This is a genomic window from Catenuloplanes atrovinosus, assembly GCF_031458235.1.
Lineage (GTDB): Bacteria > Actinomycetota > Actinomycetes > Mycobacteriales > Micromonosporaceae > Catenuloplanes > Catenuloplanes atrovinosus.
This window is the reverse complement of record NZ_JAVDYB010000001.1, coordinates 8,510,684-8,532,706: the sequence shown is the minus strand read 5'-3', so window position 1 is coordinate 8,532,706 and position 22,023 is coordinate 8,510,684. Positions and strand designations below refer to the sequence as shown.

The following is a 22,023-nucleotide window of genomic DNA, read 5'->3' as shown; positions in this document are numbered from 1 at the left end:
CGGGTATCCGCCCGGGCCACCTCGGGGGGAGGAGCCAACCGTGCTCAACAGGAACGAGATGCTCCGGCATCGGCGTCAGATGCAACGGCGCATCCGCGACGTCGTCGCCGAACGACGAATGGCCCTGCTGGACGGCGAGGCCACGGCGGAGCCCGAGGACGAATCGTCCGAGGAGAAGTCCAAGCAGGATTGCGCAGCGTAACGAGAAGGCCCCGCGGAAGCGGGGCCTTCTTCATCGGCGCTCAGGAGGCGAGCCAGCGGTGCAGCGTCGCGGCGCCGTCCCGGATCTTGCCGATCTCGACGTGCTCCTCCTGGGTGTGCGCGAGGTTGGGGTCGCCGGGGCCGAAGTTGAGCGCCGGGATGCCGAGCGCGGCGAACCGGGCCACGTCCGTCCAGCCCAGCTTCGCGGCCGGGCGCTCGCCGACCGCGGCCAGGAACTCGCGGGCGGGCGCCGCGGTGAGGCCGGGCGGCGCGGCCGGGGCGGAGTCGGTGAGTTCCAGGTCGTACCCGGCGAAGACCTCGCGCAGGTGAGCCTCGGCCTCGGCCTCGGAGCGGTCCGGCGCGAAGCGGTAGTTGACCTCGACCTCGCAGCGGTCCGGGATCACGTTGCCGGCCACGCCGCCGTGGACGCGGACCGCGTTGAGCCCCTCCCGGTACGTGCAGTCGTCGATGGTGACCGTGCGCGGCCCGTACTCCTGGAGGCGGCGCAGCACCTCGCCGGCGGCGTGGATGGCGTTCACGCCGCGCCAGGACCGGGCCGAGTGGGCGCGCCGGCCGGTCGTCCGGACCAGCGCCCGCATGGTGCCCTGGCAGCCGGCCTCGACCACGCCGTAGGTGGGCTCCAGCAGGATGGCGAGGTCCGCGGCCAGCCACTGCGGGTGCGCGCGGGAGACCAGGTGCAGCCCGTTGAACTCGGACTCGATCTCCTCGGCCTCGTAGAAGAAGTACGTCACGTCGTACCGCGGGTCGGGCACGGTCATGGCGATGTGCAGCGCCAGCGCGGTGCCCGACTTCATGTCCGAGGTCCCGCAGCCGTAGATCAGGTCGTCGACCATCCGGGACGGGAAGTTGTCGTTCAGCGGCACCGTGTCGACGTGCCCGGCCAGCACCACCCGCTGCGCGCGCGCCCGAGCTCGGTGCGGGCCATGATCGTGTTCTGCTGCCGGTGCACGGTCAGGTGCGGCGCGTCCGCCAGCACCAGCTCGATGCAGTCGGCGATCTCCTTCTCGTTTCGCGAGACGGACTCGATGTCGACCAGCGCGCGGGTGAGCGCGACCGGGTCGGCCAGCACGTCGGGGGTCAGCGGGTTCGCCATGGGTGGCACGGTACCTTCTCACCTGTGAGCGACGTGTCTACTAGTGCGGCCTGGGGCATCGGCCTCGCCACGATCACGGCCGAGGGTCAGGTGCTGGACACCTGGTACCCGGCCGGCAAGCTCGGCCTCGGAGCGGCGCCGGCCGAGGGGCAGCCGGCGAACACGCCGCTGCCGGACGCGGACGGCGCCGCGCTGTTGGGCCTCCCGGCCGGCGTGCTCGGCCCGAAGGCGCTGCCCGGGCTGCGGACCGTGGCGGTGCTCACCGTGATCGGCTCGCTGGCCGACGCGCCGAAGGACACGTTCGACGTGTACCTGCGGCTGCACCTGCTCTCGCACCGGCTGGTCACGCCGAACTCGGTGAGCCTGGACGGCATCTTCGGCCTGCTGGCGAACGTGGCCTGGACCTCGGCCGGGCCGTGCCCGGGCGAGCGGATCTCCGAGCTGCAGATCCTGGAGCGCGCGGCCGGCCGGCACCTGACCGTGTACGGCGTGGACAAGTTCCCGCGGATGATCGATTACGTGGTCCCGTCCGGCGTGCGGATCGCGGACGCGGACCGGGTCCGGCTCGGCGCGCACCTGGCCAGCGGCACCACGGTCATGCACGAGGGCTTCGTGAACTTCAACGCGGGCACGCTGGGCAACTCGATGGTCGAGGGCCGGATCTCCGCGAGCGTCGTGGTCGGCGAGGGCTCGGACGTGGGCGGCGGCGCCTCGATCATGGGCACGCTGTCCGGCGGCGGCAAGGAGCGGATCCGGATCGGCGAGCGCTGCCTGATCGGCGCGAACGCGGGCATCGGCATCTCGCTCGGCGACGACTGCGTGGTCGAGGCCGGGACGTACGTCACGGCCGGCTCGAAGGTGCTGCTGCCGTCCGGCGAGGCGGTCAAGGCGGTCACGCTCTCCGGCGCGTCCAACATCCTGTTCTGGCGGAACTCGCTGACCGGCGCGCTGGAGGCCCGGCCGCGCAAGGGCACCGGCATCGAGCTGAACACGGCGCTGCACACCAACGACTGATCCGCGCGGGTGTGTCCGGCGCGCCCGGTTCCGGACACACCCGATCGCAGCGGAGGACACCCGCAGGCGCTAGCGTCTTCGGTGTGACCGTCGCGTTGGTCGTCACGTCGATCATGCTCGCCGCCGCACTGGCCGGGCTCTACCTGATGCGTGCCCGCATCTCGCTGCTGCGTGCCGAGATGCGCGCCGAGGCGGTGGCCGCGGAGGCGCTCCGGGACCGCATCTCCGGCCTGGAGCGCGACGTCGCCCGCCTGGAGCGGGACGTCCGGGCCGGCACCTCCCGCGCGGACGAGCTGGGCCAGGAGCTGTCCGGGCTGCGCGAGATGAACCGCAAGCTCGCGGAGGCGGCCGAGTCCACGGTCCACGACCTGCGCGAACCGCTCGGCGTCGTGCTCGACTTCCTGGAGCCGCTGCAGAACCGGCGGTACTCGGAGCAGCTGGATTACCGGGGTAAGCAGTACGTCCGGTTCGCCAAGGACGCGGCGTTGCGCATCCGCGCGCTGATGGACTCGCGCACCAGCTGAGATCACCACCACATCGGTCACCCGTGCGGTACAACGTGATCACTCTACGCGTCGAAGAAACCCGACATATCCGTATCGGGACCACGGAGGGGTATCACACCGTCGGTGGGAAAGGGCCGAAACGCTGGGACACCTCATCCTTTCGGCTACCACCGGCAAGCTCTTTAGGTTAGGGTCGAGATCCTAACGAGGGAGGACTCCATGGGCGTTGCAGCAACCCGTGCGCACGGGTCGACGAGGTTCGACCACGAGCACGACGCGGCCGCAGCCGAGGGCACCGAACTCATTAATGCCCTCGCGGCGCTTCCCGAAACCCACCCGTCGCGATCCGCACTGCGCCGGCGGACGATCGAGGCCTGGCTGCCGCTGGCACGCCACCTCGCGCTCCGTTTCTCCGGCCGCGGCGAGTCGATGGACGACCTGGTCCAGACCGCGATGATCGGCCTGATCAAGGCGGTCGACCGATTCGACCCGACGTTCGGCGTGGACTTCGCCGGTTACGCGATCCCCACCATCATCGGCGAGATCAAGCGCCACTTCCGCGACCGCACCTGGTCGGTCCGGGTGCCGCGCCGCCTGCAGGAGATGCGCCTGGCCATCTCCGAGGCGAACGCGACGCTCTCCCAGGACCTCGGCCGCTCCCCCACGGTCGCGGACATCGCGGCCCACCTCAACGTCACCGAGGAGGAGGTGCTGGAGGGCCTGGAGGGCGCGCGTGCCTACACCGCGACCTCGCTCTCCACGCCGGTGACCGACGAGGGCGGCATGGAGCTGGCCGACACGCTCGGCTCCGAGGACCACGAGTACGAGCTGACCGAGCTGCGCGTCGCGCTCGGCCCGGCGATGGCCGCGCTCGACGAGCGCGAGCAGAAGATACTGACCCTGCGCTTCTACGGGAACCTCACCCAGTCGCAGATCGCGGACCAGATCGGCGTCAGCCAGATGCACGTCTCCCGCCTGCTGGCGAAGGCGCTGGTCAAGCTGCGCGGCCACCTCGCGGTGGACTGACCCGGCACACCCGAGCCAGCGGGGGTAACGCGTAGAGAGCTCCGCCCCCGCGTTTCGTCAGGAGACCCGGCACCGGTTCGGTGCCGGGTCTCCTGCGTTAGCGTGTCGATCGTGCGCATCGGAATCGTGATTCTGCAGGACCAGCCGTGGCGGCAGTCGGAGCGGCGCTGGCGCCGGGCCGAGGAGTGGGGCTTCGACCACGCCTGGACCTATGACCACATCGGCTGGCGCACGCTGGTCGACGGCCCCTGGTTCGACGCGGTGCCGACGCTCACCGCGGCCGCGCTGGTCACCTCCGAGATGCGGCTCGGCACGCTGGTCGCGTCGCCGAACTTCCGGCATCCGGTGCCGTTCGCCCGCGAGGTCACCGCGCTGGACGACATCAGCGCGGGCCGGCTGCTGCTCGGCGTGGGCGCGGGCGGCACCGGCTTCGACTCGGCCGTGCTGGGCGAGCCCGAGCTGACGCCCAAGAACCGCTTCGACCGGTACGCCGAGTTCGTCGAGCTGCTCGACCTGCTGCTCCGCGAGGACCACGTGACCTGGCGAGGCGCGCACTACGCGGCCGTCGACGCGCGGAACCTGCCCGGCTGCGTGCAGCGCCCGCGGGTGCCCCTGATCATGGCGGCGAACGGCCCGCGCGGCCTGCGTCTGGTCGCGAAGCACGCGCAGGGCTGGGTCACCACCGGCGGCGTGCCCGGCGCGTCGCTGTCCCCGCCCTCCGGCGCGGAGCTGCGGGCGCAGCAGGAGGCCTGGTGGGCGACGGTGGAGGAGCTGTCGCGGCGGCTGGACGACGCGCTGGACGGGGCCGGCCGGGAGCGCGGCTCGCTCGACCGCTACCTGACGCTCGACTCCGCGCCGGTCTTCTCGATGAGCAGTGTGGACGCGTTCGCGGAGGCGCACGGCCGCGCGGCCGAGCTGGGCTTCACGGACGTGATCACGCACTGGCCGCGCGCGGACAGCTGGTACGCCGGCGACGAGGCCGTGCTGGAGGAGGTGGCCGCCCGGTTCCTGACGCCGCGGGTCACATCGTGATCTCTACTTGCCGCGGGTATGGCGCTCCCGGCGACTAGCCAGCACCATTGAGCGCACAACTACCCCCGGACGCCAGGAGTGCCAGCAGATGACCGCGACGCACACCGACCAGGCCTTCGCACTGCGGCTGCGCAGGGAGACCGGCCGGGCGCACCGCTCCGCCGAGGGCGCCGGCTACCTGGCCGCGCTCACCTCCGGGCAGCTCGACCGCGAGGGCTACGCGCTGCTGGTGGCGCAGCACTACTTCATCTACGAGGTGCTCGAGTCCGCGGCCGAGGTGATGCGCGCGGACCCGGTGGCCGGCCCGTTCGCCGCGCCGGAGCTGACCCGGCTGCCGGAGCTGGTCGCGGACCTGGAGTTCCTGCTCGGCGCCGGCTGGCGGGACCGGATCGAGGCGACGCCCGGCACCCTCGATTACCGCGCGCGGATGACCGCCACCTGCTTCGGTGACCCGGCCGGGTTCGTGGCGCACCACTACACCCGCTACCTCGGGGACCTCTCCGGCGGCTTCCACATCGGGGACGCCGTGCGTGCCGCCTACGGCCTGGGGGTCGACGGGACCCGCTTCTACCGCTTCGACACGCTCGGCGACCCGGACGAGTTCAAGAACCGGTACCGCGCGCTGCTGGACGCCGCGCCGTGGGACCGGGCGGTGCAGGACCGGCTGATAGCCGAGGTGCTGGTCGCCTACGACCTGAACAACCGCGTCTTCGCCGACCTGCACCGGCTCACGTCGAGCTGAGGATCAGCGGGACTGCAGCGCGTCCAGCGCCACGGCCATCGCGATGACCAGCCGGCGGTCGATGTGCGGGTTCGGCACGGTGACCACGTACTTGTCGGTGAGGCCCCACTTCTTGACCACGGAGAAGACGACCTCGCCGGACGGGGTCACGAAATCGAAGTGGTACGGCAGCCAGGAGAGCGAGTCGATGAAGCGGCGCAGGATCGCCACCAGCTGGCTGCGCTCCTGACCGCGGACCTCGCCCACGTGCGGCTGCTCGACGATCCAGGTGGAGCGCAGCAGCGAGGCCTTGAAGTCCTTGCGGAACAGGCCGATCGGCGCGCCGCCCGGGTCGGTCACGTCGTAGGTCGCGCCCAGGTCCATGATCTGCCGGGCCTTGAAGCCGAGCACCGGGACCTGCTTGCTGTCGTCCGTGTAGAGCGTGACCTGCTCCTTGAACGCCATCCGCTTCTGCTGGGCGAACGCGATCATCTCGCCCTCGGAGCCGTCCGCGTTGACCGCGCGAACCTCGTACTGATTGACCATGAGGCGGATGCGCTGCCGGACGTGGAACTGCTGCGTCGCCTGGAGCCGCTGAAGGTCGGTCATGCTGGTGTGTCCTCCCACAGGATGTCGTCGGTGCGCAGTCTGGCACATCCCTGCGACATTTCCCGTCCGCCGTGAAGACGGAGTGCAGCGGATCTTCGGTGGCCCGGGACGTGGCGGGCGGGGAGGTCGCGCGGAGGGGGTGCCGCGCCCGCCCCGCCCGCCACGGGTCTGTGCGGCGCTACGCCTCGCTGCCGGTGATGGTCGGCCAGGCGTAGGCGAGCAGCGCGGACGCGGCGCCCAGCAGGGCCAGCGAGACGCCGCGGGTGCCGATCGGCAGCGCGGCGAGGATCAGCAGGATCACGGCTATGACGTAGAGGACGGCCTGGAACGTCATGGTTTCCTCCGGGGGTTCGGATTCGGTGGTGCGGCGCATCGATACCCCCCGCTCCGGGCGCGTTAAACCACCGCACGGGGAGCGCGAACTCCCCCGTGCGGTGGTGCCGGTCAGCCCGTCACGCTCTCCAGCGTGGGCAGGTAGCCGCTGGCGTACCCCGCGTTGTTGGGGTGGAACGTGCTGGTCAGGTTGAGCAGGTTGACCCGGTTGATCCACGGCGTGGCCGAGCAGACGCCGTGGCCGGCGAAGATCGGGCGGGTGTCCGCCCAGGTCAGCCCGGCCGCCTCGGCCCGCTCCCGGGTGACGGTGGCGAGGTCGTCGGCCGCGGCGTTCAGCGCCCGGCGCTTGGCCAGGCTGAGCCCGCCCGGGCAGGCGCCGGTCTCGAACAGTCGCGGGTAGCCGAGCACGACCACCTGCGCGGACGGCGCCCGGCCGGTGATGTCCGCGTAGGTGCGGTCGAGCCGGCCCGGCAGCTGGGTGCGGATGTAGACCCGGGCGGCCTCGACGACGCCCAGGCAGACCTCGTCGCTGCCCAGCACGCAGGAGATCGCGCCGGTCGCGAAGCCGGCGTCGTTGCCGCCGATCGTGATGGTGACCAGGTCGGTGCCGTCGTCGAGCGCGGCGACCTGGGTGGCGCGGACGTCGTCCGTGGTGGCGCCGCCGCAGGCGACGAACTCGAACGAGGACGGGTCGTTCCGGTCCGCCCACAGCTGCGGATAACCGTTGGGGCTGCGCATGCAGGTACCGGTCGCGCCGGTGGCGCCGGTGCCGGACGAATAGGAGTCGCCGAGCGCTACGTAGTCGACCGCGGCGTCGGCGTGCGCGGCCGGCCCGACGGTGATCGCGGCCAGGACGGTGCTGATGGTGACGGAGAGCCTGAGTGCCCACTTGCCCATCCGAACCTCCTCATGAGGGGTGCGCAGAGCGTAGGCGGCTCGTTACCAGCAAAGATAGACGGTGATTTTTCCTTTACCCGCAAGTAACATGAACTGATTGTCCGCTGTGTCGGTCGTCCTATGAATGCAACGGCTCCGGCTGTCACGATCCCGGCATGGGTGGGGAGATCAGATCAGGCCGGGTCGGCATCGCGCTGACCGCCGTCGCGCTCGGCGGCTTCGGCATCGGCACCAGCGAGTTCGCGGCCATGGGGCTGCTGCCGGAGATGGCCGCCACGCTGCACGTCTCCATCCCGGAGATGGGGTACGGCATCAGCGCGTACGCGCTCGGCGTGGTCGTCGGCGCGCCCCTGATCACCGCGCTCACCGCCAGGCTGGACCGGAAGCTGCTGCTGCTCGGCCTGATGGTCGCGTTCCTGGCCGGCAATGGCCTCTCCGCGATCGCGCCGAACGCGCCACTGGTCTACCTGGCCCGGTTCATCGCCGGGCTGCCGCACGGCGCGTACTTCGGCATCGCGTCCGTGGTGGCCGCGCGCCTGGTCGCGCCGGAGCGGGCCGGCCGCGCGGTGGCCGGCGTGATGATGGGCCTGACCGTGTCCAACATCATCGGCGTGCCGGCCGCGACCGCGGTCGGCCAGCACGTGCACTGGCGCCTGGCGTACGGCCTGATCGCCGCGATCGGCGCGCTGACCATGGTGGCGGTGCACTTCCTGGTGCCGCGCGTGCCGGCCGCCGCGCACGCCACGATCCGCACCGAGCTGGGCGCGTTCCGCCGCCCGCAGGTGTGGTTCGCGCTGGTCACCGGCATCGTCGGGTTCGGCGGCATGTTCGCGGTGTACAGCTACGTCTCGCCCACGCTCACCGAGGTCAGCGGCCTGCCGGCCGCCGGCGTGCCGTGGGTGCTGGCGGTCTTCGGGGTCGGCATGACCGCCGGCACGCTGCTCGGCGGCCGGCTGGCCGACCACTCCATCATGGGTACGCTGTTCGGCGGCATGATCGGCATGCTGGCCGTGCTGGTGCTCTTCGCCACCACCGCGGCCTGGATCCCGGCCGCGGTCCTGCTGATCTTCCTGATCGGCGTGGCCTGCCAGGTCATCGGCACCGCGCTCACCATGCGTCTGATGGCGGCCTCGCCGGACGCGCCCGCGCTCGCGGCCAGCTCCAACCACTCCGCGCTCAACCTGGCCAACGCGGCCGGGGCCTGGCTCGGCGGCGTCGTGATCGCGGCCGGGTACGGATACCTCTCCACCGCCTGGGTGGGCGCGGTTCTCTCCGTCGCGGGCCTGCTCGTCCTGTCCGTGTCGCGAATGATGGAACGCGCACAACCGCCCCTCGCGGCGGGTTTGCCCACGGCCCGAACGGGTAGCTGATCTAGCGGCCGTTTCATGTCTGAAGGAGTACGGGATGCGCGTTCTGGGCGAGCGTTACCGCCTCGAACACCGCATCGGCGTGGGCGGAATGTCCGAGGTGTGGCGCGGCCACGATGACGTGCTGGACCGCCCGGTCGCGGTCAAGCTGATCGCTCCGCACCTGGCCGAGGCCGACGCCGTGGTCGAGCAGGTGCGCACCGAGGCGCGCTCGGCCGCCCGGCTCGCCCACCCGAACGTGGCGAGCGTGCACGACTTCGGCATGTCCTCGGTGCTGCCCGGACAGCCCGCGCCGTACATCGTGATGGAGCTGGTCGAGGGCGAGACGCTCGCCGACCACCTGCGCGCCGGCCCGATCGACTGGCGGATCGCGGTGCGCGTCTGCGCCGAGGTCGCGGCCGCGCTCGCCGCCGCGCACGTGCACGGCATCGTGCACCGGGACATCAAGCCCGCCAACGTCATCCTCACCCCGGCCGGCGTCAAGGTGCTCGACTTCGGCATCGCCGCGATAGCCGGCGAGCCGGACTCCGGCCTGGACGGCACCATCGTCGGCACGCCCGCGTTCGTCGCGCCCGAGCGCCTGGAGGCCGACACGATCACGCCGGCCACGCCCGCCGCCGACGTCTACGCGCTCGGTGTGCTGCTCTACCTCTGCCTCGCGCGGCGCCTGCCCTGGACGCCGTCCGACCTGCCCGGCGTGCCGCCGAACGCGATCCCGCCGGGCGTGGACCCGTCGCCGCTGCCGCCGATCGCCGGCCTGCCGGACGAGGTCGCCCAGCTCTGCCTCCAGTGCATATCCCGCGACCCGGACGAGCGCCCGACCAGCTTCGCCGTGGCGCTGCTGCTGGCCGAGGCGGTGGACGCCCAGGTCTACGTGCCGCTGGCCGGCACGGCGCCGCTGGTCCGCGAGGTGGCGAACGGGCCCGGCTGGGACGACGCCACCGACGTCCTGGAGTTCCCCGGCCGCCACCGCGCGGAGCCGTGAGCCGCCGGGCGGACCCGGCGGCTCGTCGGCGGATCAGGGATTGATCGTGATGCGCAGCGGCGTGGTGTTGCGGATGTCCTGCGCGTTGCCGGACATCCGCAGGTTGTTGAACGTCACCGCGCCGACCGCCGGGCCCTGACCGGCCTCGGGCATCTCGTTGGCCCAGATGCCGAAGCCGGACTTGGCGTCGAACGCGTCGCCGCTCTTGCGGGCGCCGGTGATCGAGATGTTGGTGAACACGGTGTCGGTGATCGGGTTCACCGGCTGCCCGGCGTCGTTGTACTGGGTCTGGAACATGATCCCGCTGTACGTCGGGTCGATGATGTCCACGTTGCTGATCCGGATGCCCTGGAACACCTTCGAGGCGGAGAACAGCCAGATCGCGGGGAACGTCTGCTGGCCCCAGAAGTGACCGCCGGCGCGGACGATCGTGATGTTCTCGAACCGGGTCGGCGGGTCCGCGCCGAAGCCGTTCATCGGGTAGCCGAAGTCCAGCGAGCTGATCGTGATGCCGGAGTAGACCAGCGTGTCCGCGATGTAGATGTTGCGGAACGTGTTGGCGTACCCGCCGTACACCGCGATGCCCGCGGCCCGCCAGGTCAGCGTGCTGGTCAGGTTCTCGTAGACGTTGTCCCGCTCGTCCGCACCGCCCGCGTCGATGGCGGAGAACAGCGCGAAGCTGTCGTCGCCGGTGGCGCGCGCGTCGTTGTTCGAGACCAGGTTGCCGGTGCTGCCGTTGGTCATGTTCACGCCGTCCGCGAACGTGTTCCGGATGCGCGAGTTCTTGATGACCATGTTGTCCGTGTTCGCGCCCCAGTAGAGGCACACCATGTGCTCGACCCAGATGTCGTCGATGGTCTGGTTGGCCAGGTTGGCGAAGTCGAACACCTTGCCCGGCCCGTCGATCCGCGCGGTGTAGTTGCCGAAGTACGCGAACCCGGCGAACACCGACCCGTTCGCGCTCGCCTCGGACCGGAAGCCCACGTCCGTGTTCTCCTGGCCGGCCGGGGCGTGGAACCGGGTGAACCAGGGGCCGGCGCCGACCACGCGGACCGCCTTGCCGTACACCTGGAACTTCGAGCCGGTCTGGTAGTCGCCGCTCGGCAGGTAGACGCCGATCAGCGTGCCGGTGGTGTCCATCCGCACCCGGTCCAGCGCGTTCTGCACGTCCTGGTGGGTGAAGCCGGACGGTACGGCGTACCGGGCCGGATCCGGGTTCGGCGCGGCGGTGGCCTGCTCCAGGTTGACGAAGTCGATCGCGAACGGGCCGCTGTTCGCCGCGTCCTTCTGCAGCTTGATCGTGCTGCCGGCCGGCACCGTGGTGCCCAGCAGCACGTTCGCCTCGTCGTAGATGTGCCGCGGCGGGCCGGACGACGGGTTGTTGTTGGGGCCGGACTCGGGGCCGTAGAGCCAGGCGTACCGCGAGGTCAGCGTGATCGCCTTGAGGAACGTGCCGTTGACGTAGATGTTGAGCGTGGACGTGGTGCCGCCACCGCCCGGCGCGTCCGGGATGGAGAACCGGGTGACCAGCGTGTTCGTGCTGGCCCGGGTGGTCCACTGGACGTAGGAGCCGGTGCTGTTCAGCGTGACCGCGCGCCGCCCGGACGCCTCGCCGGCCAGGTCGCCGACCGTGCGGTTCGGGCCGACCACGGCCGCGCCGCCGCCGGTCTGGCCGTCCTCGGCCTCGTACATGGCGTACGGCATGGTGGCGCCCCGGCCGCCCAGGATGAGCGGTGTCTCGCTGGTGTTGTTCGCCCGCTTCGGGGCCAGTTCGTTGGCGTCGTCCGCGAGCACCACGCGGACCGTCCAGCGGCCGTTGGCCGCGGTCCAGGTGCCGAGCGACACCGGTGCCGTGGTCGCGCCGGGCGCGATCGCGCCGGTGAAGGAGCCGGTGAGGGTACGCACCACCGCGCCCGACTCGTTGAGGACGGTCAGCGTGATCCCGTGCGCGCCGGCCGCGGACGCGACCGTGCCCTGGTTCTTGATCGCGACGGTGAACGAGACCGTGGCGCCGGCCGCCGGGTTCGCCGGCGACCAGCTCACCGGCGACGCGATCAGGTCGGAGCTGGCCGGCTCCGCCACCGGCGTGCCGGACACGCGCAGCTCCGCGACCTGTGCGCCGGGCGCGCCGGTGTTGGAGGTGAACCGCAGCTGCACCTCCGCGACCGTGCCCGTGACCGGGATGGTCACCGTGTTGCCGGTGGCCGGGTCGAACGCGCGGTTCGCGGCCGCGGCCAGGCTGGTGAACGCGGTCGCGTCCGCGGCGCGGCCGAGGACCTGGATGTTCTGGGTGCGGGCGGCCCACGCGGCGTCCGGGTTGAGCGCGACCGTCACCGAGGTGAGCGACGCGTTCGCGCCGAGCGCCACGGTCAGCGTGGCCGGGTACGCCCCGGCCGCGCTCTCCCAGTAGGTGGCGACGTTCCCGTCGTTCGCGTTGGCCGCGGCGAACGAGTGGATCGCCGACGAGCCGGTGATCGGCTTGCCCTGCGCCAGGTTCGTGCCCGGGTCCGGCTCGGTGGGCCGCTCGCCCCAGACCTCCAGGGTGGACAGTTGCGCGGCGGGCCAGCCGGTGTTCCCGGTGACGACCAGCCGCAGCTGGCGGACGGTGGCGGAGAGCGGGATCGTCACGGTGTTGCCGCTGCCGGGGCTGAACGCGCGGCCGGCCGCGGCGGCGAGCGTGGCGCCGGTCGCGCCGTCCTGCACCGCGATGGTCTGGGTGCGGGCCTCCCAGCCGGCGGGCAGCCGGAGCACCGCGCTGGTGACCGCGGCGGCGGCGCCCAGATCGACCTGAATCCACTGTGGCCAGGCGTTGCTCGCGCTCTCCCAATAGGTGGCCTGGTCGCCGTCGCCGGCGTTGGCCGCGGTGTAGGAGCCGTTACCGCTGCTCGCGGTGAACGTCCTGCCCTGCGCGAGGTTGACGGGTGCCGCGGTGGCGGGCGGTACGACGAGGACGGTCGAGGTGAGGGTGACGGCGGCGGCCAGCAGCGTGGCCAGTCGATGTCTCATGGCGGTCCTTCGGTGGAGAAGGGCGACTTGTGCCGATATTTCGGGTACGTGCGCGCATGCTGCGCCGGTATTCCGATCACTCGTTTGATATCCGGCGACTTGTTGTACAGATTTTGCAGCCAGCTGCGCCAAATGTTGCAGACACGCTACGGCCACGTCAACGGCTGCGATCCATCGACTTCCATAGGTGGGCGAAATGCGACATTCATCCACATCGGCCGGTGCCGCCGTCCCCGGGTCGGCGGACACCGCGCCATCCGCCGTCACCGGCCGCGCGGCGCGTAGTTGAAGGCGTTGTACCGCGAGCCCTACCCAGCCACCGGCGCGCCGCGCCGATCGCCCGCGCCACCGAGCCGTTCGTCGCACATCGACGTGGGACGTTAGCCCTAACGGGGTAACCCGGTCAGCCGGACCGGACGAGTGAGCGCTCAATCTTCTCGCACGGACAACGGATTACCGGCGCCCGCGCGATCCGGCAGATTCTCTCTCAGCGCCACGCAGGCGCGAGAGCCGAAACTCCGAGCCCGCCGGGCACCGCGGCAGCCGACGGTGCCCGGCGGGCGCCACAGCAGACGAAGGACGAGGCCGTGCACCAGTTCCCGCCCGCCCGCCGGCACCGCCGTCGCGTCGTCAACCGATGCCGGCCGGGCGGTCGCGCGGCGCGGCGGGACACCCGGCGGCCACCGGGCGCGCCGGCACAGTGATCTACCGGTAGGGGCGGGCGGAGGGCTGGGGAGACACTCGCCCGCCCCTACCGGTGACAACACGGAGGTGAGCGCATGCGGACCATCTACCGCTGGCGCTGGGTGGCGATGTCGGTGGCGGTCCTGGCGACGACCGCCCTGCTCGGCGGCCTGTCCATGCGGGCGGACGCGACCACGGCGGAGGAGTCGGCGGCGCCGTCGCGGCCGGACGGCACGTTCCAGTTCCGGCTCCGCAGCGATCCGGTGGTGGCGCCGGAGCCGGGCAGCACCACGCCGCTGCGGGTGCGACTGACCAACCCGCACGGCGAGCGGGTACGGATCGAGGCGCTGATCGGCACGGTCCTGGAGGTGTCCCGCCCGGACTGCCACGCGACCGCCTCGGACCTGACGATCGGGCCGCACGGCGGGCCGCCGCGGCTGCCGCTCACGCTGGGGCCGGGCGAGAGCGTGGACGCCGGCACGATCCCGGTCTTCGTGCCGCCCGCGGTGTCCGCGGCCTGCCGCACCGCCACCTACCGGTTTCTGATCACCGGGACGGCACTTCGCCTGTCCACGGCGGAATCCGCCTGAAGATCTTTCGACGAAAGCGGTTTCGCGAGCTAAAATTCCCAGCGACGCGTACCGGTGCCCACGCTCTGTTACCTATCGCGCCCCGCCGGTCGGGATGCGGTAAAGCCTCGGCGGTACGCCCTGACGGCTCCCCGCGATCGCGGGGAGCCGCTGAGGCTTCTTCCACCCGGCTCGGCGCTGATACACCCGGGCGAAGCTCGACGGCACGGGCCGATCCGGGTGGGGACCGGGGTCGAGAAGGCCCATTCCTATGCTGAAGCCATGCAGTGGGACGATCTCGTGGACCGGGCGCGCCGGCTGGCCGGCGGCGAACAGCGTCGCGTCCTGGGCATCGCCGGCCCGCCCGGCGCCGGGAAGTCGACCGTCGCCGGGCGCCTCGCCACGGCGCTGACCGGCGCGGGAGTGGCCGTCACGGTCGTACCGATGGATGGTTTCCACCTCGCGGACGCGGAACTGCACCGGCTCGGGCGGCACGCGCGCAAGGGCGCGCCGGACACGTTCGACGGTGCCGGCTTCGTCGCGCTGCTGCGGCGGATCCGCCGGGAGACCGACGGCGTGGTGTACGCGCCGATCTTCCGGCGGGAGATCGAGGAGCCGGTCGCGGGCGCGATCCCGGTGCCGCCGGAGACCCGCCTGGTGATCACGGAGGGCAACTACCTGCTGGTCCCGGACGGTGTCTGGGGCGACGTGCGCGGCCTGCTGGACGAGGCCTGGTATCTGGATCTCGATGAGCCGGAGCGGCTGCGCCGGCTGGTCGCGCGGCACATGGCGTTCGGCCGGGACGAGGCCACCGCCCGGGAGCGCGCGCTCGGCAGCGACCAGGCGAACGCGGAGCTGATCGCCACCACCAAGGGCCGTGCCGATCTCATCGTCCCGCTGAGCTGACGCGCCGCTATTGCACAGATCCGCCGTGCGGGCGGACGATATGCGCTCACGCCCTTCGACGGACAGACGACGATCCGACACGAGACCGGACCGGAGGTTGGCAGGCCCGTGACGCCCCGCCGCTGGATGGCCGTGCACGCCGTGGTGATGCTCGTGCTCGGCGGCGCCGTCTTCACCTCGCTGCCGGACTCGGTGGTCTTCGCCCTGATCGGACTCACCACGGTCGGCGCGATCGCGGGCGGCGTGCGGCTCAACGGCCCGCTGCGCCGCGCGCCCTGGTGGTGGCTCGGCGCCACCGCCGGCGTGATGGCGATCGGCGACACGTTCTACGGCCAGCACCAGCAGGGCACCGCGCTGATCGTGTCCGAGGTGGCCTACCTCGCCATGTTCCCGCTGATCGTGATCGGCCTGGTGCAGCTCACCCGGCCGAACGGCCTGGCCGGGGACCGGTCGCGGCTGCTGGACTGGATCACGTTCGGCGCCTCGGCCGCGCTGCTCACCTGGGTGCTGCTGATCGGCCCCGCGCTGCGCCACGGCGGCGGCGACGGCACCAGCGCGGCCACCCACTCGGTCGGCTGCCTGTTCCTGCTGCTGGCCACCGTGGGCCTGACCATCAACACCCGGCTCAGCGTGTCCGTCACGCTGCTGGCGGTCGGCTCGGCCGGTCTGCTCTTCGGCGACATCGCCTGGCTGGTGCTGTCCGTCCGGTACGACGGCTGGCCGGAGAGCAGCCCGTTCGAGCTCGCCTACCTGCTGTTCTACGCCGCCTGGGGGCAGGCCGCGCTGCACCCGTCGATGTCCCGGCTGAGCTCGCCGCCGGCCACCGAGCCGGGCGAGCTGCGCCTGGTGTGGAAGGTGCTGCTCGGCGTCTCCGTGCTGATCCCGCCGGGCGTGCTGCTGGCCGAGACGCTGCGCGGCCCGGTGACCGACGGCGTGGTGATCGCGGCGCTGGCCACGGTCATCTACGGCGCGGTCTTCGCCCGGCTGTACGATGCGGCGGAGAAGCACCGCCGGCTGCTGGCCCGCGAGCGGGACCTGCGGGAGATCTGCGGCACGCTGGTCGCGGCCACCGGACCGGACGAGGTGGACCGCGCGATCCGGGACGCGGTGCGCGCGCTGCTCGAGGGCGCGGAGCACCGGATCGTGCTGCGCGTGCACCGCGCGGACGGCAAGCCCACGGCCGCGAGCAGCGTGTGGGGGCCGGGCATCCCGGCGCCGTACCCGCTGCCCACGCCGGCCGCGGCGCGGCGCACCCGGCTGCTGCGCACGCAGGCGCTGCACCCGGCGCTGGCCGACCAGCTCGGCGGCCTGCCCGGCACCCTGGTCTGCCCGCTGGTGCTGGACGACTCGGCCGGCCCACCGCGGGTCGGCGCGCTGTTCGTGGCCGCGGACCGGCCGGTGCTGGCCGCGCTGCAGGACAGCATCGAGGTGGTCGCGGTGCAGGCCACGCTGGCGCTGGAGCGGATCTTCCTGACCGACGAGGTGAACCGGCGGGAGTCCGACCAGTACGTCAGCGCGGTCGTGCAGAACACCAGCGACGTGGTGGTGATCGTGGACGAGGCGGACCGGATCAGGTACTACTCGCCGTCGCTGCCGGCCGTGCTCGGCGTCCGGCCGCGGGCCTTCGGCACGCTCGCCGACCTGGTCCAGCCGGACGACCGGCCGCAGGTGCACCGCACGCTCGAGCTGGCCCGCGGCTCCGGCGGCGCGGACGGCGTGCACGAGGAGTGGAGCCTGATGCGCGAGGACGGCAGCCGCGTCGTGCTCGACGTCAGCTGCCGTGACCTGCGCACCGACCGGCTGGTCCGCGGCTACGTGCTGACGCTCTGCGACGCGGCCGGCCGCCACCGCCGGGAGCAGGCGGCCATCCAGCGCGCGCTGCTGGACTCGGCGCCGGGAAAGAACCGGCGCTCCGTCACGAACCGCTTCCGGTGAGCCGGGCGACCGCCGCGTCGATCCGCTCGTCGGACGCGGTGAGCGCCACCCGCACGTGCTTGGCGCCGGCCGGGCCGTAGAACGCGCCCGGCGCGACCAGGATGCCGCGCTCGGCCAGCCGGCCGACCGTGGCCCAGCAGTCCTCGTCCCGGGTCGCCCACAGGTAGAGGCCGGCCTCGGAGTGCGAGATCTGGAACCCGGCCGCGGTGAGCGCCGCATGCAGCCGGGTGCGCCGGGCCGCGTACCGCGCGCGCTGCTCGGTCACGTGCCGCTCGTCGCCGAGCGCGGCGGTCATCGCGTCCTGCACCGGCTCCGGCACGATCATGCCGGCGTGCTTGCGCACGGCCAGCACCTCGGACACGATCGCCGGGTCGCCGCCCAGGAAGCCACCGCGGTATCCGGCCAGGTTGGACCGCTTGGACAGCGAGTGCACCGCGAGCACGCCCGCGTAGCTGCCGCCCCGCACCTGCGGGGAGAGCACGGAGACCGGCTCCGTCTCCCAGCCGAGCGGCAGGTAGCACTCGTCGCTGGCCACGATCGCGCCGCGCTCGCGCGCCCAGTCCACCACCTTGCGCAGGTGGGCGGCCGGCAGCACCCGGCCGGTGGGGTTGGACGGGGAGTTCACCCAGACCAGGCGGACGCGCTGCGGGCCGAGCGCGGTGAGCGAGACGGACCGGACCGCCCGGGCACCGGCGAGCGTCACCCCCACCTCGTACGTCGGGTAGCCGACCTCCGGGATCACCACGGTGTCGCCGGGCCCGATGCCGAGCAGCGTGGGCAGCCACGCGACCAGCTCCTTGGAGCCGATCGTGGGCAGCACGCCGAGACCGGGCAGGTCGGCGCCGCAGGTGGCCGCGAACCAGTCCGCGATGGCGGCCCGCAACCGCGGGTTACCGGCGGTCAGCGGGTATCCGGGCGCGTTCGACCCCGCGGCGAGCGCGTCGCGCACGACCGCGGGAACCGGGTCGACCGGCGTGCCGATCGACAGGTCGACGAGCCCACCGGGGTGGGCGGACGCCGTCGCCTTCGCCGGGGCCAGTTGGTCCCAGGGAAAGTCCGGCAGTCGCGCCGCGAGGCCGGTCAGTGTCCCTCGCCGCGCGGCGGCTGACCGGCGACGAACGGGTCGTCCTTGTCGATCTTGCCGACCTTCGAGGCGCCACCGGGCGAACCGAGCTCCTCGAAGAAGCCGTAGTTGGCCGAGGTGTAGTTCTTCCACTGGTCCGGCACGTCGTCCTCGTAGAAGATCGCCTCGACCGGGCAGACCGGCTCGCAAGCACCGCAGTCGACGCACTCATCCGGGTGGATGTAGAGCATGCGGTTGCCCTCGTAGATGCAGTCGACCGGGCACTCCTCGATGCATGCCTTGTCCAGAACATCGACGCAGGGCTCGGCGATGATGTAGGTCACGGGTCTCTCCTCCGATTACAACGCCGCTCGTTTACAACCCACGGCGCATAAGAGCCTAGTATCTCGCCGGGGAGGGGGTCGATCGTGCTCCGTAGGCAGGATGTGGGACACCGCGTCGTAGTGAGGCGAATTGTCGGATCCCGCGGCGGCCGGACGCTCTTTTCCGACTCGCTCGGCGAACTCGTGGCCCTGAGCGAGACCGATCTCACGATCGCCACCTCCGACGGCACGGTCCGGGTCCCGCTCGACGAGGTGCACCGCGCCAAGCGCGTACCGCCCACCCGGCGCCCCACCGCGGCCGACGTCGTCGCCGCCGAGATCGCGGCGAATGAGGCCTGGCCGGCACCGGTGCAGGAGACCCAGGGCGGCTGGCTGCTGCGCGCGGCCGGTGGCTGGACCGGCCGGGCCAACTCCGCGCTGCCGATCGGCGATCCGGACCGTCCGCTGCCCGCCGCGATCGACGCGGTGGAGGTCTGGTACCGCGCCCACGGCCTCCCGCCGCGGATGAACGTGCCGCTGCCGCTGGCCGCGCCGGTGAACGCGGAATTGGATCTGCGCGGTTGGACGACCAACCCGCTGACGCTGTTCCAGACCGCTCAGGTGGCGGCGATCCTGGAGAGCGCGCCGGACCGCCACGACCTTCCGGCGGTACGGGTCCGGGACCGGATGACCGACGAGTGGCTCGCGGTGGCGGCGGCGCGCAAGGGGACGCCCCCGGCCGTGGCCCGGCACGTGCTGACCGCGGTGCCGGAGATCGCGTTCCTGGAGGTGTACGGCGAGGACGGTGCGCCGATCGGGGTCACCCGGGCCACCGTCACCGGCGGTGGCGAGTGGCTGGGCGTGGCGCTGGTCGACGTGGTGCCGGAGCACCGGCGGCGCGGGCTGGGCTCGCACCTGGTGCGCGCGGCGGCGCGGTGGGGGCAGGAGATCGGCGCACGGCGGGCGTTCCTCCAGGTGGAGGAGCACAACGCGGCGGCGGTGGCGCTCTACAACCGGCTCGGCTTCACCACCCACCACACCTACCTGACCCGCACCGCCCCGTCCTGACCCACGCCGCCCTGGCGGCCTCCGGCCGCCACACTCGTGCGCCGGTGCCGGTCCCGAGGCTCGCGGCGCGCCGCCGCGCGGTCCGCCACGTGCCTGTGGCCGCGGCCGGTGCCGCGACCACAGGCGATGTCGCGCGGTCTTGGGTGACCAGCGGCGGCACCGGCTCCGACGCGGCGGCGGAGCGGCGGCGGAGACGCCGCGAGGTTTGCCCGCGGGAGCATGCGGACCGCGACCGCGCCGGGAGCGGGAAATCGAGGTCCGGGGTCGCCCTCGGAACCGGCACGGCGCCCGCGGGAGCGTGCGGACCCGCCGGGAGCGGGAGAAGAGAGGTCCGGGGTCGCCCCCGGAACCGGCACGGCGCCCGCGGGAACACGCGGACCCCGACCCCGCCGGGAAAGCGGGAAGATCGGGGTCCGGGATCGTTCCGCCGAAGCGCGTAACCCCGACACCCCCGAGGCGGATATGTCGGGCTTATGGGGCCTTCAGCGGCGGATGGTGGTGCGGCGGTTCTTGGTGGGGCGTGCGGCGGCCAGGCGGTTCTCCTCGTAGCGCTTCAGCGACTGTGAGCGGTAGTCCCAGCCGAGCGCCATCAGCAGTAGGTAGCCGAGGATCGCGCCGCCGATGGTGACGCCCAGGTAGAGCCAGATCTGGGCGAAGAACGCGCCGGCGCCGTTGACGAACGGCGAGTCGCCGCTGATGAACGGGCCGACCAGCACCGTCAGGAGCATCGCGGCGGTCACGATGGCGACCATGTCGCCGCTCCACGAGTCGAGCGGGCGCGCCCGGCCCCAGCGGAACGCCTGCACCGCGATGATCACGCCGATCACCAGGAACATCACGGTCGACACCGTGTCCTGCGCGCTCGGATCGTCGTCGAACGCGAACCGGCTGATCAGCCGCGCGATGACGTTGATCAGGAACAGCACACCGGCGAGCACGCCAACCGGCAGCCAGCGGTTTCTCATCGTGACACTCCCCTCCCCTGCCCGCAGACGACGCGGGGCAGTGACTCATAGGTCCAGCTGAACTTCTCGCGTGCGACTTCCCTGCCGTCCCTGCGGAAGATACGCCACGCGTCCTGGGAGAAGCCTCGGGATCCGGCCTCGAATTCACAGTCGGGACCGGGCTCACGATATTCGATCTCCAGGTCGGTGACGCCGGTGCGCGGGCCGTACTCGGTGCCGATCCAGTCGTAGACCCGGGTGCCCCACAGCGACACCGTGATCGCCCGGCCGGACACGCGCGCCGCGACCAGCACGCCGTGCCTGGTGTCGTTGCGGAAGCGCAGGTCCTGGCCGGGGCCGGCGGTCGCCTCGGTCACCGCGGGCAGGTTCTCCCGGTAGGTGGCGTGCGGCCGGTGCTCCACGTCCTCCAGCCCGGCCCGGTACGCCGCGACGAACACGGTGGCGGCCAGTTGCGGGCTCGCGTCCCGGCCGGCGGCGTCGTGCAGCGAGAACGTCTCGCCGGGCTTGATGACCGTGCCGTTCAGCCGCTCGTCCACGGACGCGGGCTCGGTGCCGTACGTGGTGTACGAGGCGAGCCGCTCCGTGATGCCGAGCCGTTCCACGTCCGCGGTGCCGACCGCGGGCCGGGTCTCGGTGAACGTGGCGGTGATCGTGCGGTCGCCGGTCGCCGGCAGCACGTGGAACAGGTCGCGGGCGAGCGCGCCGAGGTCGGCGGTGCGGCCGGTGACCGCCTCGGTGATTCGCGGCCAGCCGTCGTCGACGTCGATCGCGGCGTCGCGGACCGGGGTCTCCAGGTCGGTCAGCGTGGTGCCCAGCGCCTGGCGCAGCCGCTTCTCGTCGATCCGGGGGGTGAGCGGGTCGCCCTCGAAGACCAGGCTCCGCGCGATCACCTCGGGCGAGATCTCGAACGCGCCGGCCCGGACCGGCGCGGCGGTGGCGGGCACGGCCAGCTCGCGCATCAGCCGGTCCACGTCCTCGCGGGTGGTGGCCGGCGCGGTCTCGGTGAACGCGACGCGCGGCACGTCCCGGCGGGCCCAGGCGGAGGTGACGACCGCGGCGGCGGCCGTCGCGTCGATGCCGCGGCCCGGCTCCGGGTGGACCGCGACCGGCGTGGTGCCCCGGTACGTGATCGCGGCGGGCGTGCCGGGCGTGGCCAGCTTCGCCCGGACCGCGGCGGCGTGCAGCACGTCGTGCAGTTTCCGCCCGTCGACCGTGACCACCGGCGCCACGTCCGCGATGCCGATCAGCCGGCCGCCGGAGGCCGCGGCCGCGACCGTGGCCGGCACGTCGACGGCCAGGCCGATCGCGGCCGGCTCGACCGTGACGATCTCCGCGCCGGCCAGCGAGATGGTGAACGGCTCGGTCAGCCGGCGGGACAGGCGGGCGTCGGCGCGCAGCCGCTCGCCGGCCTCCGCGGCGGTCAGGCCGCCCAGGTGGACGCCGAGCACGCGGGTGCCGTGCGGCACGTCGCCGCGCGCGGCCCAGGCCACCCCGCCGCCGCCGGTGAGCACCGCGGCGACCAGCAGGCCGGCCAGCGCGACCGGCCAGCGGCGGCGGGGGCGGGCGTTCTCGGCCGGGGGCGGTACGTCCGGCAGCGCGGTCGGCGCGAACCCGGCTATGCGGGCGAACCGCACGGTCGGGGCGTCGTCCTCGGAGAACGGGGGAACGGTCACGTCGGCACCTCGCCAGGCAGTGAGCC

Annotated in this window: 20 protein-coding genes and 1 pseudogene; 12 read left to right on the top strand and 9 right to left on the bottom strand. The window is 72.5% G+C overall.

Going from position 1 to position 22,023, the window contains the following annotated elements; all coding sequences use genetic code 11:
* The first annotated feature begins 40 nt into the window (after positions 1-40).
* A complete protein-coding gene (locus J2S41_RS38180; protein WP_310375651.1) occupies positions 41-202 on the top strand; it encodes a hypothetical protein in 162 nt (53 codons plus the stop codon).
* Positions 203-242: 40 nt separating this feature from the next.
* Here J2S41_RS38180 and dapE read toward each other — a convergent pair.
* Positions 243-1,315, bottom strand: a pseudogene (gene dapE / locus J2S41_RS38175) (succinyl-diaminopimelate desuccinylase).
* 24 nt (positions 1,316-1,339) lie between these two features.
* Between dapE and dapD the strand changes: the two are divergent.
* The 5 genes from dapD (at position 1,340) to J2S41_RS38150 (ending at position 5,635) form a co-directional block, all read left to right on the top strand.
* Entirely contained in the window at positions 1,340-2,329 is a 990-nt protein-coding gene (gene dapD, locus J2S41_RS38170; protein WP_310375647.1) for a 2,3,4,5-tetrahydropyridine-2,6-dicarboxylate N-succinyltransferase, read from the top strand.
* Between the two features lie 83 nt (positions 2,330-2,412).
* Positions 2,413-2,853 (top strand): phytochrome family protein, encoded by a 441-nt coding sequence (locus J2S41_RS38165; RefSeq protein ID WP_310375646.1) that lies wholly within the window; start codon positions 2,413-2,415, stop codon positions 2,851-2,853.
* A gap of 201 nt (positions 2,854-3,054) precedes the next feature.
* Positions 3,055-3,861: an RNA polymerase sigma factor SigF gene (locus J2S41_RS38160; RefSeq protein WP_310375644.1), complete on the top strand. Its 807-nt coding sequence runs from the start codon at positions 3,055-3,057 to the stop codon at positions 3,859-3,861.
* Positions 3,862-3,969: 108 nt separating this feature from the next.
* On the top strand, positions 3,970-4,893 hold the full coding sequence (locus tag J2S41_RS38155; RefSeq protein ID WP_310376847.1) for an LLM class flavin-dependent oxidoreductase: 924 nt from the start codon (positions 3,970-3,972) through the stop codon (positions 4,891-4,893).
* Positions 4,894-4,981: 88 nt separating this feature from the next.
* Complete coding sequence (locus J2S41_RS38150) at positions 4,982-5,635, top strand: biliverdin-producing heme oxygenase (protein ID WP_310375642.1); 654 nt, start codon at positions 4,982-4,984, stop codon at positions 5,633-5,635.
* 3 nt (positions 5,636-5,638) lie between these two features.
* Here the strand turns inward: J2S41_RS38150 and J2S41_RS38145 are convergent, their stop codons facing one another.
* From J2S41_RS38145 to J2S41_RS38135, 3 genes are all read right to left on the bottom strand, one after another.
* Positions 5,639-6,223 carry an LURP-one-related family protein gene (locus J2S41_RS38145; protein WP_310375640.1) on the bottom strand — a complete coding sequence of 195 codons (585 nt, stop codon included), beginning with the start codon at positions 6,221-6,223 and terminating at the stop codon, positions 5,639-5,641.
* Positions 6,224-6,401: 178 nt separating this feature from the next.
* Positions 6,402-6,557 carry a hypothetical protein gene (locus tag J2S41_RS38140; protein WP_310375638.1) on the bottom strand — a complete coding sequence of 52 codons (156 nt, stop codon included), beginning with the start codon at positions 6,555-6,557 and terminating at the stop codon, positions 6,402-6,404.
* Positions 6,558-6,667: 110 nt separating this feature from the next.
* Complete coding sequence (locus J2S41_RS38135) at positions 6,668-7,453, bottom strand: SGNH/GDSL hydrolase family protein (RefSeq protein ID WP_310375636.1); 786 nt, start codon at positions 7,451-7,453, stop codon at positions 6,668-6,670.
* A gap of 155 nt (positions 7,454-7,608) precedes the next feature.
* On the opposite strand from J2S41_RS38135, the gene J2S41_RS38130 reads away from it, so the two are divergent.
* A complete protein-coding gene (locus J2S41_RS38130; RefSeq protein WP_310375635.1) occupies positions 7,609-8,823 on the top strand; it encodes an MFS transporter in 1,215 nt (404 codons plus the stop codon).
* A 34-nt stretch (positions 8,824-8,857) separates the two neighbouring features.
* Positions 8,858-9,805 carry a serine/threonine-protein kinase gene (locus J2S41_RS38125; RefSeq protein ID WP_310375632.1) on the top strand — a complete coding sequence of 316 codons (948 nt, stop codon included), beginning with the start codon at positions 8,858-8,860 and terminating at the stop codon, positions 9,803-9,805.
* A 33-nt stretch (positions 9,806-9,838) separates the two neighbouring features.
* On the opposite strand, the gene J2S41_RS38120 is transcribed toward J2S41_RS38125, so the two are convergent.
* The gene (locus J2S41_RS38120) at positions 9,839-12,811 is read right to left on the bottom strand and encodes a galactose-binding domain-containing protein (RefSeq protein WP_310375631.1); all 2,973 of its coding nucleotides are present in this window, start codon (positions 12,809-12,811) and stop codon (positions 9,839-9,841) included.
* Positions 12,812-13,590: 779 nt separating this feature from the next.
* Between J2S41_RS38120 and J2S41_RS38115 the strand changes: the two genes are divergently transcribed.
* The 3 genes from J2S41_RS38115 (at position 13,591) to J2S41_RS38105 (ending at position 16,905) form a co-directional block, all read left to right on the top strand.
* Positions 13,591-14,085, top strand: a complete 495-nt coding sequence (locus tag J2S41_RS38115) for a hypothetical protein (protein WP_310375630.1) — start codon at positions 13,591-13,593, stop codon at positions 14,083-14,085.
* A gap of 219 nt (positions 14,086-14,304) precedes the next feature.
* On the top strand, positions 14,305-14,970 hold the full coding sequence (locus J2S41_RS38110; protein WP_310375628.1) for a nucleoside/nucleotide kinase family protein: 666 nt from the start codon (positions 14,305-14,307) through the stop codon (positions 14,968-14,970).
* A 108-nt stretch (positions 14,971-15,078) separates the two neighbouring features.
* On the top strand, positions 15,079-16,905 hold the full coding sequence (locus J2S41_RS38105) for a PAS domain S-box protein (protein ID WP_310375626.1): 1,827 nt from the start codon (positions 15,079-15,081) through the stop codon (positions 16,903-16,905).
* Here the strand turns inward: J2S41_RS38105 and dapC are convergent.
* Both dapC and fdxA read right to left on the bottom strand, forming a co-directional pair.
* A complete protein-coding gene (gene dapC, locus J2S41_RS38100; RefSeq protein ID WP_310376845.1) occupies positions 16,886-17,989 on the bottom strand; it encodes a succinyldiaminopimelate transaminase in 1,104 nt (367 codons plus the stop codon). The two genes, J2S41_RS38105 and dapC, sit on opposite strands and share 20 nt — an antisense overlap.
* Positions 17,986-18,312: a ferredoxin gene (gene fdxA / locus J2S41_RS38095; RefSeq protein ID WP_310375625.1), complete on the bottom strand. Its 327-nt coding sequence runs from the start codon at positions 18,310-18,312 to the stop codon at positions 17,986-17,988. The genes dapC and fdxA overlap by 4 nt, the downstream gene beginning before the upstream one ends.
* 84 nt (positions 18,313-18,396) lie before the next feature.
* On the opposite strand from fdxA, the gene J2S41_RS38090 reads away from it, so the two are divergent.
* Positions 18,397-19,359, top strand: coding sequence for a GNAT family N-acetyltransferase (locus J2S41_RS38090; RefSeq protein ID WP_310375623.1), 963 nt, complete (start codon positions 18,397-18,399; stop codon positions 19,357-19,359).
* Between the two features lie 482 nt (positions 19,360-19,841).
* Here the strand turns inward: J2S41_RS38090 and J2S41_RS38085 are convergent, their stop codons facing one another.
* Positions 19,842-20,324 carry a hypothetical protein gene (locus tag J2S41_RS38085; RefSeq protein WP_310375622.1) on the bottom strand — a complete coding sequence of 161 codons (483 nt, stop codon included), beginning with the start codon at positions 20,322-20,324 and terminating at the stop codon, positions 19,842-19,844.
* Positions 20,321-21,997: a VanW family protein gene (locus tag J2S41_RS38080; protein ID WP_310375620.1), complete on the bottom strand. Its 1,677-nt coding sequence runs from the start codon at positions 21,995-21,997 to the stop codon at positions 20,321-20,323. The genes J2S41_RS38085 and J2S41_RS38080 overlap by 4 nt, the downstream gene beginning before the upstream one ends.
* Between the last annotated feature and the right edge of the window lie 26 nt (positions 21,998-22,023).